At 40.7% G+C, this 15,437-nt stretch carries 14 protein-coding genes; 13 read left to right on the top strand and 1 reads right to left on the bottom strand.

All coding sequences use genetic code 11. From position 1 onward, the window contains the following. Positions 1-168 precede the first annotated feature (168 nt). The 13 genes from ftsE to ACZ42C_RS08220 all read left to right on the top strand — a co-directional run bounded on the left by ftsE (position 169) and on the right by ACZ42C_RS08220 (position 14,870). Positions 169-855, top strand: a complete 687-nt coding sequence (ftsE, locus tag ACZ42C_RS08280; RefSeq protein WP_461182859.1) for a cell division ATP-binding protein FtsE — start codon at positions 169-171, stop codon at positions 853-855. Further along, positions 845-1,741 (top strand): permease-like cell division protein FtsX, encoded by an 897-nt coding sequence (ftsX, locus tag ACZ42C_RS08275; protein ID WP_461182858.1) that lies wholly within the window; start codon positions 845-847, stop codon positions 1,739-1,741. Before ftsE ends, ftsX begins: the two co-directional genes overlap by 11 nt. A gap of 189 nt (positions 1,742-1,930) precedes the next feature. Next, entirely contained in the window at positions 1,931-3,379 is a 1,449-nt protein-coding gene (locus tag ACZ42C_RS08270) for a murein hydrolase activator EnvC family protein (protein WP_461182857.1), read from the top strand. A 158-nt stretch (positions 3,380-3,537) separates the two neighbouring features. Further along, complete coding sequence (locus tag ACZ42C_RS08265) at positions 3,538-5,004, top strand: S41 family peptidase (protein WP_461182856.1); 1,467 nt, start codon at positions 3,538-3,540, stop codon at positions 5,002-5,004. Positions 5,005-5,238: 234 nt separating this feature from the next. Then, positions 5,239-6,459: a PDZ domain-containing protein gene (locus ACZ42C_RS08260; protein ID WP_461182855.1), complete on the top strand. Its 1,221-nt coding sequence runs from the start codon at positions 5,239-5,241 to the stop codon at positions 6,457-6,459. A 501-nt stretch (positions 6,460-6,960) separates the two neighbouring features. Further along, on the top strand, positions 6,961-7,482 hold the full coding sequence (locus ACZ42C_RS08255; RefSeq protein ID WP_461182854.1) for a cupredoxin domain-containing protein: 522 nt from the start codon (positions 6,961-6,963) through the stop codon (positions 7,480-7,482). 22 nt (positions 7,483-7,504) lie between these two features. Further along, on the top strand, positions 7,505-8,968 hold the full coding sequence (locus tag ACZ42C_RS08250) for a cbb3-type cytochrome c oxidase subunit I (protein WP_461182853.1): 1,464 nt from the start codon (positions 7,505-7,507) through the stop codon (positions 8,966-8,968). Positions 8,969-9,039: 71 nt separating this feature from the next. Further along, positions 9,040-9,600: a hypothetical protein gene (locus ACZ42C_RS08245; RefSeq protein ID WP_461182852.1), complete on the top strand. Its 561-nt coding sequence runs from the start codon at positions 9,040-9,042 to the stop codon at positions 9,598-9,600. Positions 9,601-10,003: 403 nt separating this feature from the next. Continuing rightward, complete coding sequence (locus tag ACZ42C_RS08240; RefSeq protein WP_461182851.1) at positions 10,004-11,155, top strand: multicopper oxidase domain-containing protein; 1,152 nt, start codon at positions 10,004-10,006, stop codon at positions 11,153-11,155. A gap of 66 nt (positions 11,156-11,221) precedes the next feature. Further along, on the top strand, positions 11,222-12,586 hold the full coding sequence (locus ACZ42C_RS08235; RefSeq protein ID WP_461182850.1) for a right-handed parallel beta-helix repeat-containing protein: 1,365 nt from the start codon (positions 11,222-11,224) through the stop codon (positions 12,584-12,586). After that, positions 12,583-13,116 (top strand): nitrous oxide reductase accessory protein NosL, encoded by a 534-nt coding sequence (locus ACZ42C_RS08230; protein ID WP_461182849.1) that lies wholly within the window; start codon positions 12,583-12,585, stop codon positions 13,114-13,116. Before ACZ42C_RS08235 ends, ACZ42C_RS08230 begins: the two co-directional genes overlap by 4 nt. Positions 13,117-13,184: 68 nt before the next feature. Continuing rightward, positions 13,185-14,162: an ABC transporter permease gene (locus ACZ42C_RS08225; RefSeq protein WP_461182848.1), complete on the top strand. Its 978-nt coding sequence runs from the start codon at positions 13,185-13,187 to the stop codon at positions 14,160-14,162. Further along, the gene (locus ACZ42C_RS08220) at positions 14,163-14,870 is read left to right on the top strand and encodes an ABC transporter ATP-binding protein (protein WP_461182847.1); all 708 of its coding nucleotides are present in this window, start codon (positions 14,163-14,165) and stop codon (positions 14,868-14,870) included. Between the two features lie 273 nt (positions 14,871-15,143). On the opposite strand, the gene ACZ42C_RS08215 is transcribed toward ACZ42C_RS08220, so the two are convergent. Next, complete coding sequence (locus ACZ42C_RS08215; protein WP_461182846.1) at positions 15,144-15,329, bottom strand: hypothetical protein; 186 nt, start codon at positions 15,327-15,329, stop codon at positions 15,144-15,146. Positions 15,330-15,437 lie beyond the last annotated feature (108 nt).

The raw sequence follows: 15,437 nt of genomic DNA, 5'->3' as shown, positions 1-15,437 counted from the left end.
TTTAGCCAAAATACGACGAAAAAGATGTTATAATGAATAAGAATTATTTAGAGAGCTTATTCGAATAGCCTTGCTATGGATTTACATCAGTCAGGTTTTCCGGATGAATACATAGGAAGGGATCAGACATCTTAGATTTACTACATTAACTTTAAAGGTGATAACAATATGATTTTAATGAAAGATATATATAAAACCTATGCCAATGGCGTTACTGCTTTAAACGGCATAAATATTAATATAGACCAAGGAGAATTTGTCTATATTGTAGGCCCCAGCGGTGCGGGAAAGTCAACGTTTATAAAATTGATCTACAGAGAGGTAAAACCCTCTTCAGGCACGATTTATGTCAATGAAATTGATTTAAAAGATTTAAAGGAAAAAAAGGTTCCTTTTTTACGAAGGGATATAGGGGTGATATATCAGGATTTCAAGCTGCTTCCCAAACTGACAGTCTATGAAAATATTGCATTTGCACTGGAGGTTATTGAAGAGTCCTCCCGTAATATCCGCAAACGTGTAATGGAAGTGCTGGATCTTGTGGGGTTAAAGAATAAAGCAAGGTTCATGCCGGATGAACTGTCCGGAGGGGAACAGCAGCGGGTGACGATAGCCAGGGCCATTGTGAATAATCCAAAGATCGTTATTGCGGATGAACCGACCGGTAATCTTGATCCCGATACGTCCTGGGGAATTATGGAGGTATTCGAGGAGATTAACACAAGAGGAACCACGGTAATTATGGCTACGCATAGCAAGGAAATTGTGAACACAATAAAAAGAAGAGTTATTGCAATCGAGGATGGCCTGGTTGTAAGGGACGAGCACCGGGGTGATTACGGATATGAAGTTTAGAACATTTACAAGGCATTTACGGTCAGGTTTTAAAAACATCTCCAGGAATGGCTGGATGACTGTAGCCTCAATTGGTGCAGTAACAACCACGCTCATTTTAGTAGCTGTTTTTCTTGCGGTTATGCTGAACCTTAACCAGATGGCAGCCAACATTGAAGATGATGTGGAAGTAAACGCACTAATTGACCCAACATTTAATGATGAGGACGATATAGTCCAATTGGGAGAAGAAATAGCTGAAATCAATAGCATCGAAAGTGTTACCTTCTCATCCAGGGATGATGAACTGGAAAAACTGGTCCTCAGCATGGGCGAAGAAGGGGAAGCCTGGCAGTTATATGAGCAGGATAACCCACTGAATCATGTGTATATCATCAGAACGTTCGAACCGGAGGATACCATTACGGTAGCTGCTGAAGTGGAAGCATTGGAAGGGATCGAAGAAGTCAATTATGGCCAGGGTGTCGTAGAAAGGCTGTTCCAATTTAACACGTATGCAAGAAATATCGGCTTGGTTTTAATATTGGGCTTGGTTTTCACAGCCATATTCCTGATCTCCAATACGATAAAAATTACTATTATGGCACGAAGCAAGGAAATTGGCATTATGAAACTGGTAGGTGCGACAAACAGTTTTATCAGATGGCCGTTCTTCATTGAAGGACTGTTGCTTGGCGTGCTTGGTTCTATCATACCCATTTCGCTTGTATTGGGCGGTTACTATTATATAGACACCAACATCAGTGAAAGGATCAATTACAGTTTTGTTGAGCTGTTGCCATTTAATCCATTTGCCTGGCAACTATCACTTATCATATTGATCATCGGCGCTTTTATAGGAATTTGGGGAAGCGTGATGAGCGTCCGGAAATTCTTGAAAGTATAAGTACCAGCAATATTACAGTCCGGGTTTCCCGTCAAACTATTGCTTGACGAAACCTCAATCGGCAAACCTTCTGCAATTAAGGACGGAGTCTGAACCCGATTCTCCGTCCTTAACAAAGCAGAGACATAACTCGAACCAAAAACATCAGAGAAAAAACAAGTTATTCAGGGGAAAGGGGAACACGAGTTGATGAAAAAAATGATATCGGTCAGCCTTGCATTAATCTTTGCAATTGCATTTGGTGCATTTCAAGCAGATACGCTCAAAGCAGATTCGATTGATGATTTAAAAGAAAAGATCAATGAGCTGGAACAAGAGAGAGATGAACTGGAGAATCAAAGAGGAAACTTAAGCAGTGACAAAAATAGTACGGAAGAGCAAATGGACGAAAACCTAAGTGAACAAAGTGATGTGGAAAAAGACATTAACGCCATTGATGAAGATCTTCGGAAAACAACAAGTGACATAGAAGAAAAAGAAACGGAGATTATCGAAACAAATAACAGATTGGAAGAATTGGCGGATAGAATAGAAGAACTGGCAGATAGAATAGAAGAATTAAACCATCAAATCACTGTGCTTGAAGAAAGAATTGAAAAACGTGATGAATTGCTGAAAGAACGGCTTCGATCCATACAAAAAAGCGGCGGAAACATGAACTACATAGAAGTAATTCTCGGTGCGCAAAGCTTTGGGGATTTTATTAGCAGGGCGGCAACAGTAAACACGATTATGGATCAGGACAAAACGATCATGGAAGCGCAGGCCAGGGATAAAAAAGAGTTGGAAGAAAACAAACAGGAAGTGGAAGCCAGTAAAGCAGAAGTAGAAGCGAGCAAAGAAGAAGTAGAAGAGAAAAAGCTGGTATTGGAAGAGCAAAAAGAGGAACTTGTCTCACTGGTTGCCCAGCTGGATGAGCAAATGGAGGAAAAAGAATCATTAATGGCCCAGCTTCAGGATGAATATGAAGGTCTGGAAGAAGATTTGCTCACACTTGAGGAAGAGCAGGAACTTATAGCCGCACAAGCTGCAGCAGTCGAAGAATCAAAACGACTTGCCGAATCGGAAAAAAGCAACTTGGAGCAGAAAGCAAAAGAAGAAGCTGAAAGAAAAGAGCGTGAAAGAAGAGAACGGGAAAGAAAAGCAGCTGAAGAACAGGAAGAGTCAAATTCTAATTCCGGAGGCTCCGGAAACAGCGGCGGTGGATCTGAGGAAACAGTAAATTCAGGAGGCGGCAATAGTACTTTCATTTGGCCGGCATCCGGACGCTTAAGTTCACATTACGGATATCGTGTCCATCCGGAACATGGTACAAAAAGACTGCATGCCGGACTTGACTTGGCGACACCGGTAGGGACGCCTTTAAAAGCTGCAGCTTCCGGTGTAGTAAGTTTCGCCGGTACAATGGGTGGTTACGGTAAAACCATTATGATTACACATACAATCAACGGGAAAACCTATTCCACTTTATATGCACATTTAAACAGTATTTCCGTGTCTGCCGGTCAAAGCGTAAGTCAGGGACAGAACATTGGAGCAACAGGGAATACGGGAACATCCACAGGACCGCACTTACACTTTGAAATACATCCCGGAGGATACAGAAACCCGGTGGATCCTATTCAGTATTTACCATAGTAAAAGAATAAAGATAGTATAAATAGAGGCATTGCCCATTCTTCGGGTTAATGCCTTCTTTGTTATAAATTCATAAATATTGAGCCGAAACCATAGTCATAAGAAGAAGATCATGGTATGCTTTTTATAATTGTTAAAGTTTTATTTGGGGTGAAAAAATGAAGTTAACGAAATTGCATATAGCCTTCATCATGGTCGCTGCCCTGATATTGGGAGCTATCGGAGCATTTGCCGGTGTGCAAATGGCACAGCCTGGAGAAGACAGCGAACAGCAGGAAGAACAATTGGAACTTCCTGTGGATACGGAATGTGCAGCTAATAGAGATGATCTCCCGGAGGACGTAGAAAAGGTTTCCCAGGCATTTCAGTTAATTAAGGAACATTATCTGGAGGATGTGGATGATCAGGAATTAATTGAAGGTGCGATCCAAGGGATGCTATCCACCCTGGAAGACCCGTACAGCTCTTATATGGACGTGGAAATGATGGGTGAATTCAATGAGCAGATTGAATCCTCATTTGAAGGCATCGGTGCTGAGGTCAGCATGGTCAATGGTACGGTAACCATTGTATCACCGATCAAGGATTCACCTGCAGAAAGAGCAGGACTCCGGCCGAACGATCAAGTATTGACCGTTGACGGTGAAAGTGTGGAAGGACTGGATTTAAACGAAGCCGTGGCTAAAATACGCGGTGAAAAAGGCTCTGAAGTCATTCTGGGAATACTTCGGCCGGGAAGTTCGGAACCCTTTGACATTACAATTGTACGGGATACCATTCCAGTGGAAACAGTGTACAGCGAAACAGAAACGATTGACGGAAAACTGACGGGCATTTTGCAGGTCACTAACTTTTCCGAGAAAACAGCGGAAGAATTCACGGAACAGCTGGAACAATTAGAGAATGAAGGGATAGAGGGATTGGTTATTGATGTCCGTGGAAATCCCGGTGGACTTCTGAATGTTGTTGAAGATATTTTAATGCTATTTATCCCGGAAGACATTCCATATCTGCAAATAGAAGACCAGAATGGGGAAACAGTTCCATACTATTCTCAACTGGAAGAGGAAAAGGATTACCCGATCAGTGTGTTGATCGATGAAGGCAGTGCTTCCGCTTCGGAAATTCTGGCAGTAGCCTTAAGGGAAATGGGGAATGATGTCGTCGGACAACCCAGCTTTGGAAAAGGGACGGTACAGCAGGCCGTGCCGATGGGAGATGGCAGCTCCATTAAATTAACCTTTTATAAATGGCTCTCACCAAACGGGGAGTGGATTCACGAGACGGGAGTAGAGCCTACTATTGAAGTGGAACAGCCTGAATATTACTATACTACTCCTGTACAGATTGAAGAATCCTTAACTTACGACCAGGCCGATGACCGCATAGCAACGGTGCAATTAATGCTGGATGGTCTTGGTTATGAACCGGGACGGACGGATGGTTATTTTGATAATGCAACAATGGATGCAGTTACAGCATTCCAGGAAGAACATGACTTGGAGACCACTGGTGAACTTGATCAGGAAACCGCCGGTCTGATAGAAGCAGAGTTGGTTGATCATATTCGAAATGGGGAAGATGATCAGCAAATGGAAAGAGCTTTACAGGAAATATATGAGTAAGGTGAATCCGCATGGCAGCCCCATGCGGATTTTCTTTTTTTTATACATAAAATGTTCTATCATCCTGCTTCAAAAATGATATGATAAAGAAGGAAGTGTGTCGGCACCTGTAGAATGTTAGATACAGAAACATTCATGGAGGGAGATGGTGCCCACCCATGGTGGTAATAATATGTTATGGTATGATCTGAATTTTTTCTAATTTAAGTGAAGTTACAGAAGCGGGGGGATCGTATGTTGGAAGCATGGTTATGGGAAGTGGGGAAAGGAATCGGCAAGGTTTTCCTGAACCCCTTACTGTACTGGGCTGTTCTACTGGTAATGTGGACAGGCTGGCAGCGAATCAAAAAAGAGCGTTATGACTTTGGGATAAAAATATTTGATGTGTTTTCGGAATGGCGCTATACGTGGAAGGCTTCCGTATTATTCGGGCTTGGTATGAGTCTGGTAACGATTCGTTCGGGGATGGTGTTTTCCTACGAAACTTTATTACTGTTAAGTGCAGTGCTGATCCTATTTAGTATTACCGGTAAACTAACCTTTCTCTCTGCAAGCTACACAATTGGTATTACCTATTTCCTTTTACTTGTACTGCCGGTTTTTGTAGGTGAGCAAACAACGTGGAATATGGTATTGAATGCCAATATTCATTTAACATCTCTTGTCATTCTTCTGGGGATCTTTATCATTATTGAAGGTATCATGTTAACGAGAACGAGGCGTAAAGATACTTACCCCGGGTTGACAAAAGGAAACAGGGGTGGATGGGTTGGATACCATCATGTGAAGAAACTGACCGTCATACCATTCTTTGTATTGGTTCCGGCTGGATTAATCGAGCCGGCGGCATCTTTCTGGCCATACTTTTCTATTGGCGGTGATTCATATGGACTGCTGCTTTTTCCTTTTTTAATCGGGTATGATATTAAGGTGAAAAGCACGTTGCCTTATCTGGCTGCAAAAAAGCTGGCCAAGCCGATGATTTATTTGGGCATATTAGTATTGGCCGTTGCAATTGGAAGTATTTATGTACCGGTATTGACACTTGCTGCAGTAATTATAGCTGTTTTGGGAAGAGAATTTTTCCATTACCGCAACCGGGTGAAAGAAAATGAAATGCTGCCATTCTTCCGTCAAGTTAAAGAGGGATGCAGGGTACTGGCTGTCATTCCGGGAACGCCTGCGGATCATATTGATATCCTTCCCGGTGAAACGATTGTCAAAGTAAATGGGGCAAAAATAACCGGTGTGGGTGATTTTTATCAGGCGCTGCAAAAAGGCGGTGCTTTCTTTAAACTGGAGGTTCTTGATGACGCGGCTGAAAAAAAATTTGTACAGGGTGCACTGTATGAAGGTGAGCATCATGAATTAGGTCTCATTTTCACGGAGGAACCTCATCAGATAAATAAAAAGAAGAATAGCAGGGAGGTTGAACAAGAAAATCAGGGAATGTAAAGCTCTATTTGATGGCGTATATTATTCATTCCAAGTTAGGGAGATGCAAAACGCTTACTCTCCGCTCTACCTTTCATCCTCTGCTGCCAAAATAAAAAACAGGCTTTTTATCCTTTCAAGGGATCAGGCCTGTTTTTTTATATTTTAATATACTATTATGCAATTCCCTTCTGCACCTCATTAACCAGCTGAGTTATTACCGGCATAAATGTGAACATTTTATGTCATTTTTTATTGTGTGTCAGGGATGAACCCAAGATTGCAAGGTAATTTTCTGTGACATTTTCCATCATAGACAAGCTAAACACTACTATTAAGGGGGGAACAGTTAAAAGGAAAACCTCGATGCCTCAACCTTTTATGTAGTTTTCACTATTCTAAGCTTATAAAGCATGGAAATAAAAATAAGCAAAAAGTGAACTTTTTGTGACTCAGCTCACTTTTCCTCCCTATGTAATTACGTATCATAAAGTAGAACAATAATTACTGGGAGGGGTTTTTTTGATACAGACAGTTGCTTGGATTACCAGTCTAATATTTATGTCATTCATAGTAATTATATTCGGTTGGGTAGCACTGAAATCAAAAGAAAAAAGAGATTATGAGCCAATTAAAAAGAAATGGTACAAAGCACGGACGTTTTATGGCAGTGTGCTCGTCATATTTATGCTTGCCATCACTGTCTATACGTTGCGTGATCTGCCATACAATCAGCCTGTATACGGAGAGGGAAATGAACCGACTGTGGTGGATGTGGAAGCATTCCAGTTTGGCTGGAATATAAGCCAGACAGAGTTTTCAGTGGGGGAGCCGATAGAATTTGAAGTTACGGCTGCAGATGTAACCCATGGTTTTGGAATCTATGATGAAGAAATGAATTTGATTGCTCAAACGCAGGCGATGCCGGATTACATAAATACGGTTTACATTACATTTGATGAACCGGGTACGTACGAAATTCTTTGTATGGAATATTGCGGACTGGCTCATCACCTTATGATTGAAGAAATAGTAGTTAAATAAACCAAAAAGGGGAGGGATAATCATGGAATTAACAGCAAAATCGAGAAATGGTTTAGTTGCGATGTACTTGTCTGTCGGCGGAATAATTATTTTGGTCATGATGTTATTTGGTATTTTGATGCTTATGGCTCAAGGCGGGACAATCGATCTCAGTCCCGCGACATTCTATCAATTTTTAACGATTCACGGTACCGGAATGATTGGTGCATCTGCCTTTGCAGCAGCAGGAGTGATGTGGTATTTCCTGAGTAAAGAAGTAAAATTATCAACAAAAATTTTCAAACTTAATGCGGTATTGTTTCTTGTTGCTGTAGTAATGATCATCGTTGGTGTGTTTTCTTTTGAATATGCAAGCGGGTGGACGTTCTTATATCCGTTGCCGGCTATATCGGCGAACGCCTGGGGAGTGACCGGTGCTTTACTGTATCTGTTTGGGATGCTTATATTGGGAGTCGGCTTTCTATTAATGTACATTGATACCGGAAGAGCTATTATTAAGAAGCATGGAAGTCTGGCAAAAGGACTTGGCTGGGACGTCATATCAGGGAAAAAAGCAGAAAAAGATGCTCCTTCCCCGACAATTGTAGCCAGTACGATGGTGACCATCGTCAATGTGACAGCAATTACTGCAGGTGCCATCGTGATCTTTATGAATGTGATTAATGTAATCAATCCTGCATTTACATTTGATCCTTTATTGGCAAAAAATCTGACATTCGCATTCGGGCATATTTTTGCCAACTCAATTATTTATATGGCAGTGATCGCGGTTTATGAAATCTTGTCCAAAAAAACGAACAGACCTTGGAAGGCAAATAAGCCATTCTTAATTGCCTGGACGATGTCCACTGTATTTACGATGGTGATCTATACCCACCACATGCTGATGGACCCTGTAATGCCTACATGGATGTTAATCATGGGTCAGGTTCTTTCCTATGCAAACGGCTTGCCTGTCCTTGTAATTACCGCATACGGGGCATTGATGATAGTATATAAATCTGGAATCAAGTGGGATATGGGGTCAGGATTGATGTATACCGCCATGTTTGGCTGGGTAATCGGTGTTGTGCCGGCAATTATTGATGCAACCATTGTTGTAAACCATGTGATGCATAATACGAAATGGGTGCCGGGCCACTTCCATCTGTATATGGGACTGGGAGCCTGTGCGATGCTGTTTGGATTTATGTATTACCTGGCTAAAGAAGACAGTGCCATACGGACAAACGGTCTTGATAAGTTTGGTCTGATCGGCTATATAGTAGCCATTCTCGGGCTTGGAGGTTCATTCCTTGTATCCGGTGCGATCAGTACACCGAGAAGATGGGCTACACATTTTCCTGATTGGATGGCACCGGCTAATTTTGGGGCAGTAGCAGGCGTGCTTGCAGCAGTCGGATTAACGATTTTTATTATCCATTTTGTCCGCTATATGATAATGCGTAATAAACACAACAAAGACTATGAAAAAATTTCCGCGTGAATTTTGGGTTGAAAAGTAAGTGATCGATCTAATTAACGGTTTTTTAAAAATAAAACGGGAGGAATAATGCGATGAGACAATTTATTGCAGGGGTCATTTTATATACGGTATTGCTTATTCCTCCTGTCCTTCATTTTCTGGAATCCATGATGTATACGCATATGCTTGTTCAAATACCGCTGCTCATTGTTGCCGGCTGGATGATGGGAAAGGTGGTTATGGAGAAGGGCAAACCTTTCTTTGATAAATGGAATGCAAATGGTGTTCCGGGAATAACTCTTACGATTGTTGTTACTATGTACTGGATGCTGCCCCGTGCCATGGATGAAGCATTAATGTATTGGCCGGTTGAAGTTTTTAAGCTTGTTGGGCTTCCCCTATTGGCAGGTATTCCACTAAGGGACAGCTGGAAAAAACTGCGTGCGGTGGGGCAAAGCTTTGTCTACTTAAACTATCTTCCTATGTTTGGTCTGATGGCCTGGCTATATATTGATACACCCATTCAAGTTTGCAACAGTTACCTGGAATCGGAACAGCGGGTTCTCGGTTGGGGCTTTTTTATCATTACCGCTGCCATGGTTCTATTTATTATCCAGTATGTCTTTACGGATCATTCAGAAAAAGAGGTTTGACAGCAGTTCTGTAATTAGAGTGTAATTGATAGTAAAATACTTCATCTTAATCCTGTTCAAAAAGAAATAATAAGCTTTCAGATGAGCAAATTAATAAAATTTTATTTTCTTTCCCCCTACGCACTTAAAATTCTCCTATATTGTGAAAAGATCACATATATATAAGCCGCTTAACTAATAGTTTTACCCTATTATCATAGTATTAACTGTATTTACGTCAGACATACATTGTTCAAAAATGCACATGTTTGTTGTGATTTGAATCACAGGTAATGAGGCCAGGAAAACATATAATTAAATCAAAGAAAAGATCACATCCAGTCAGGCATCAGGCAGGATAATCAAGTTGATTGGGTGTTGAATTTTTCATTATAGTAATAAAACCAATTAGGAGGGGTTATTAATGAAAAAGGTAGTTGGTTTAAGTGTAAGTGCACTCATAGCTTTAGGGTTGTTTGCCGGATGTGGAACTGATGGTGCAGAAGGGGAAAGTGCAGACCAGAATGAAGCTGATCAAGTGGCGGCTTCGGAAGCAGGAGAGGAAAATCGGAGTTATAGTTACGATGTGGATCCTGTAGACTATGAACCAATTGAGCCTCATAAAGATTTAGACCAGGAACCAATTCCGGTTAAACAAGAGCGCATTGGCGAAAATGAAGTGAACATCGAGATGACAGCACAAATAACAGATATTGAGATTGCACCAGGTATTGACTATAAAACATGGAACTTTAATGGGGAAGTACCAGGTCCGGTGTTGGTTGTACAAGAAGGTGACTGGATAAACTTCACGCTGCATAACATGGATCCGGCGATTCCACACAGCATGGACTTCCACGCTGTTCATACCGATCCAATGACTGGATTTGCTGATGTGGAGCCTAATGAGTCAGGTACATTCCGATTCCAGGCAAGTTCTCCGGGCGTATTCATGTACCACTGTGCAACAGATCCCGTGTTGTCCCATATTGCTAACGGAATGCACGGTGTTATCATCGTAATGCCTGAAGACGGCTTCCCAACAGATGATGAAGTAGATCGCGAGTTTGTGATTGTGCAAAACGAATGGTACAAGTACAATGACTTGGAAAATATGATGAACATGCCACCACGTCAAGTAGTATTCTCTGCTAAAACACTTGAATATATGGATGATAATGAAGTAGACGGATATACGTTTGATGGCAGGAATTCAAACGGCACAGTGATGGCCATATCAGAGGATGATCCTGAAACTGTTCTCTATGCAAAACCGGGTGAGAAAATCCGCATGTATATTAATAATGTCGGACCGAATGAAATCAGTTCTTTCCACGTGATAGGTTCCATTATGGAAGATGTGTATCTGGACGGAAATCCTGAAAACCATCTGCAAGGAATGCAAACAGTTGGTTTACCTGCATCGGGTGGCGCAGTAGTTGAATTCACACTGAAAGAAGAAGGGTCATACTCCTTTGTAACACACCAATTTGATCATGTATCCAAAGGTGCAGTTGGTACCATTATTGTAAACGAATCAGGCGAACCTGATGGCGGGTCAATGATGAGCCACTAATAACAAAATGACTCAACTAATCCCTTCTTTTTCAGAAAAAGAAGGGATTATCTATGAGGTGATAAAATGTGGGGGAAAATAGGATTCTTGTTAACCGTTACCTTTTTCATTATGCTGAATCCTGGTTTTGTACACGCTGAGGAAATGCATGTTAACGATGAGGAAACATTGAATACGGCGTTGGAAGAAGCAAGTGATGGAGATATTATCATCCTTGAAGAAGGAGAATATCACGGTAATTTTGTAATTGAAGATTCTATTGAATTTAAAGGGAAGGACGGCGCTCGGATTATAGGTCCTGATACAGGTTATCCCCTGATCATCGAGGCAGATGATGTCGTTGTCGAAAATCTTCATGTTGAAGGTGGAGCGTCAGATGCAGCCGGTATTTTTTCACGCGGAGATAGAAATAAGATAACAAACAATACGATTAACAATGTTTTTCATGGCATCCTCGTGAGAGATGGTCATAGTAATACCCTTACAGAAAATAAGATTTCAAGCTGGGATGATTCAAGCAGATCATATGGATATGCGATGTATGTGATCAATGGGGACGGTGCTATGATCAGTCATAATGAAACATACGATACCCAGGACGGGGTGTGGGTATCTCATTCCACTTCTGCAATCATCCATTATAATCGGTTTATTAATGCGAGGTACGGAATTCATACCATGTATGCGGATAATATTGCTATTGCGCATAATGAAGTAAGAGGAAGTCATAACGGCGGCATGATTATGGAAAGTAATAATATAACGATTAAAAATAACTACTTCCACTTAAATACAACGTCAGATGGTGCCGGGATTTTTGGATACGATTTATTTGATTCTGTGATTGCAGATAATATCATTCTGGGAAATGCCCGAGGTATTTTTCTAAGCTATGCGCAAAGGAATGAGATATATAGAAATGATATAACGGAAAATGTCAGGGGCATGGAATTTGGTGATGGCGGAACGAATAACACGGTTTATTATAATAACTTTACAAAAAACACCCAACAGGTTGTAACAAATCCGGAAAATGAAAATGAATTTAACTATGGTGAATTAGGAAATTTTTGGGATGATCAAAACATCCTGGATTTAAATGAGGATGGAATAAATGATTTTGCCTATAAAAGCGGGGACGTTTTTTATCAAATGATTGAAAGAGATCCTTTTTTACAAATCTTCTTTGATAGTCCTACTGTTCGTCTGTGGAACACAATTGAACAATATACGCATATCCCATCGGAGACACATGTCATTGATGAATATTCACTGGCAGAGCCTATAGATATTGTACCTCAAGTAGAAGTATATGTACCGGAAGACAATCAAATGGAATTTTCAAATCCGGCAATATTAACTGGTTTATTTGTTACTACTATTGCTGTTAGTGGGTTTACGATATTTATTACCAGGAGGAGAAAAATATGAAAAAGATGTTTAGTGCCATTATTATTTTGTCCATAGCCGGTTTATTAGCTGCATGTGGGGATGCTGCTTATGACCCTGTAGATTTATCGGAAACAGATCAATGTTACACATGCCATATGGGGATTGAAGATGAACAAGCAGCTACGCAATCCATTTTAACAGACGGGACACCACGCTTTTTTGACGATATTGGATGCATGCTGATGTACTTGCAGGACACAGATGACGAAGTGGAAGTTTCCTATGTAATGGATCATAATGCCGGTGAATGGCTCGATTTGTCTGATGCTTACTTTGTTCATGATCAGAACATTCAAACACCAATGAGTTATGGTTTTATTGCTTTCGGTTCAGATCAGGAAGCTGAAGAGTTTATATCGGAAAATGGCGAAGGTGAACTTTTAAGCGGTGAAGAAATCACTGCGATTGATACTGCTTCACTGGAAGAATGGTACAGTGGACATTCGGAAGAACATCACGATCATGGTGACCATGGAGAAGATGATGGCGACGAAGAACATGACGGATAAAACGATACGAAGCTATGAATAAAGAAGGTTTCCGTTGTTAAGTGGTTGCATGACTGAGGAGGGCGAATATGAAACGATCAATGTTCCATTCCATGCTAAAATTGGAAATACGGGTTTTGCTGCGGAGTAAGTGGCTGGTAAGTTTACTCATACTTTTTATCGGACTTGCCTTTCTTCTTTACTTTTATGGTATTGAATCAGCAAAAAGTACGGCTGTTCCGGTGGTGAATGATGCAGGAGAAGCAGCAGGGGTGGAATTTTCTGTAGGTGATGTGGATCCGGCTTATTTTGGTCTCGATGCAGTGGAAGATACATCCGCTGTGTATGACGAACATGGTAACCTGTCCCAGGAGACATTAAGCAATGCATATAGTCGTTCTATTGCTATGCTGATAAATCTTTCTCTCTGGATCGTTCCTATCATTTGTTTAATTCTTGGTACAAATTCTCTTGTTGCAGATAAGGAAGAAGGTCGGTTTTCCTTATACCGAACGTATGAAATGTCAAATGCGCATTATTTGATTAGTAAATATGTGTCCCTTTGTGTGACTTTAATAATTTCATTAGGTGCTTCTTATGGTATATTCGGTCTGGTTCTTTATTTTGCAGGTGCGATGCAGGACGCGGTGATGTTTGGTGTATTTCTTGCGCTTAATATGTTAATTATCTTCGTATTCTCGGGGCTGGCGATTCTTATCGGATCCTACGCTGTAACAAGAATGCAAGGATTAACACTGGCATTATTTGCCTGGAGTTTTCTCGTATTCATATATGAATTTATCATATTTTCCATCATCGATTTTGTTCCTTACGCACAAAAATTAAACACATTATTTTTGCTTATTCTTGCTAATCCGGTTGAATCCATCCGAGTATGGGCGATTAATCAACTAGGTGCCGATTATATCTTTGGTTCCCAGTATTTAATTTTAAATGAATGGGGAGCTGATGGCACATTAAATCTGTATTTCTTCATCTCGATTATACTGATCATTCTCGTTTCCTTAATACTATCGATATTTGTTATAAGAAGGAGAGTGGCATAAATGGATGCTGAAAACATTCAATTGGAAATCAAGGATGTGTCAAAAAAATATGGAAAAAAAACGGTACTGCAGCCGACCAATTTAAATATTACGCGCGGAAAATGTGTCGCAGTTTGCGGTGGAAACGGAGCCGGAAAGAGTACGCTGATAAAAATAATTACCGGAATTGAGAAAGCATCCAGCGGTTCTATTCAATTTAATACGAAATCCAAAAAGAATTTCTCCTACATGCCGGACCATATGAACTTTCATTCTGAATTAACACCTGTGGAGGTGCTGGATTACTATGCCTCCTTTATTGGGGCAAAGAAGGAAAAGATTCAGGAAGTCCTGGAAAAGGTCGGATTATGGGACAAAAGAAATAATAAAGTTGGTTCTTTTTCCAAGGGAATGACCCAGCGGGTAAACCTGGCACAGGCGTTACTGGCTGATGTCGATTTATATATTCTTGATGAACCAACGAATGGACTTGATCCTTTCTGGGTCATCCAGTTTAAGCAGATTCTGCAGGAACTAATCGATAATGGAAAAACCGTTGTATTATCCAGTCACATCATGCGGGACGTTGTGGAAATCTGTGATGAGATTGTTATATTATTTGAAGGGAACGTAAAAACATCCGGCACGCTCGAAGATATTTATTCGGAAACAGGCTGCAGTTCATTGGAAGAAGTGTTTCTCTCAATGGTTGAGAGAGAAGCGAGTTAATGGCTGGTTGGATATATGTGCGGCGCTCTCTGGTATGCAGGGTGCAAGGTTGTGTACCATAGGGAGCGTCTCAGGTATGTCATCGAGTGGAAAATGCAAAATGGGCTACCATAGGAGTGTCTTTGGTACCTCATCGATAGAAAAGATTAAATGAGTTACCTTATGGAGCCTTTTGGAAGTACTTTGAGAAATTCTGTTTGATATCGACGATACTTTAAATGATTCTCAGCAAACCGACTATTGCTTACGTATTTCAACATTAGAATGGAGTCATCAGCCAATTGGAAAATCGTATCTGAGCGATTTTCGTCTGCTGTTACTCTGAAAGTTGCTTGGCAGCAATTTCTCGATTTTGGGAATGTTTTTCAGTCCGAAATATTCGTGCGTAACATCTTCATAAAGTTCACCAAAAAATTTCAATAAAATATCTTTATTTTGATAAGCGATCCCCTCTGACATTTGCATGTCCCCTTTTACATTAAATATATCATATCTTAAGTTTCTGATAAATTTCTATCATGATAATCAAATAACTCCTAATTTACATCATTCTGGATAACAGCATTC

The sequence above is a fragment of the Virgibacillus kimchii genome, from assembly GCF_055379185.1.
This window is presented reverse-complemented; position numbering and strand designations above follow the sequence as displayed.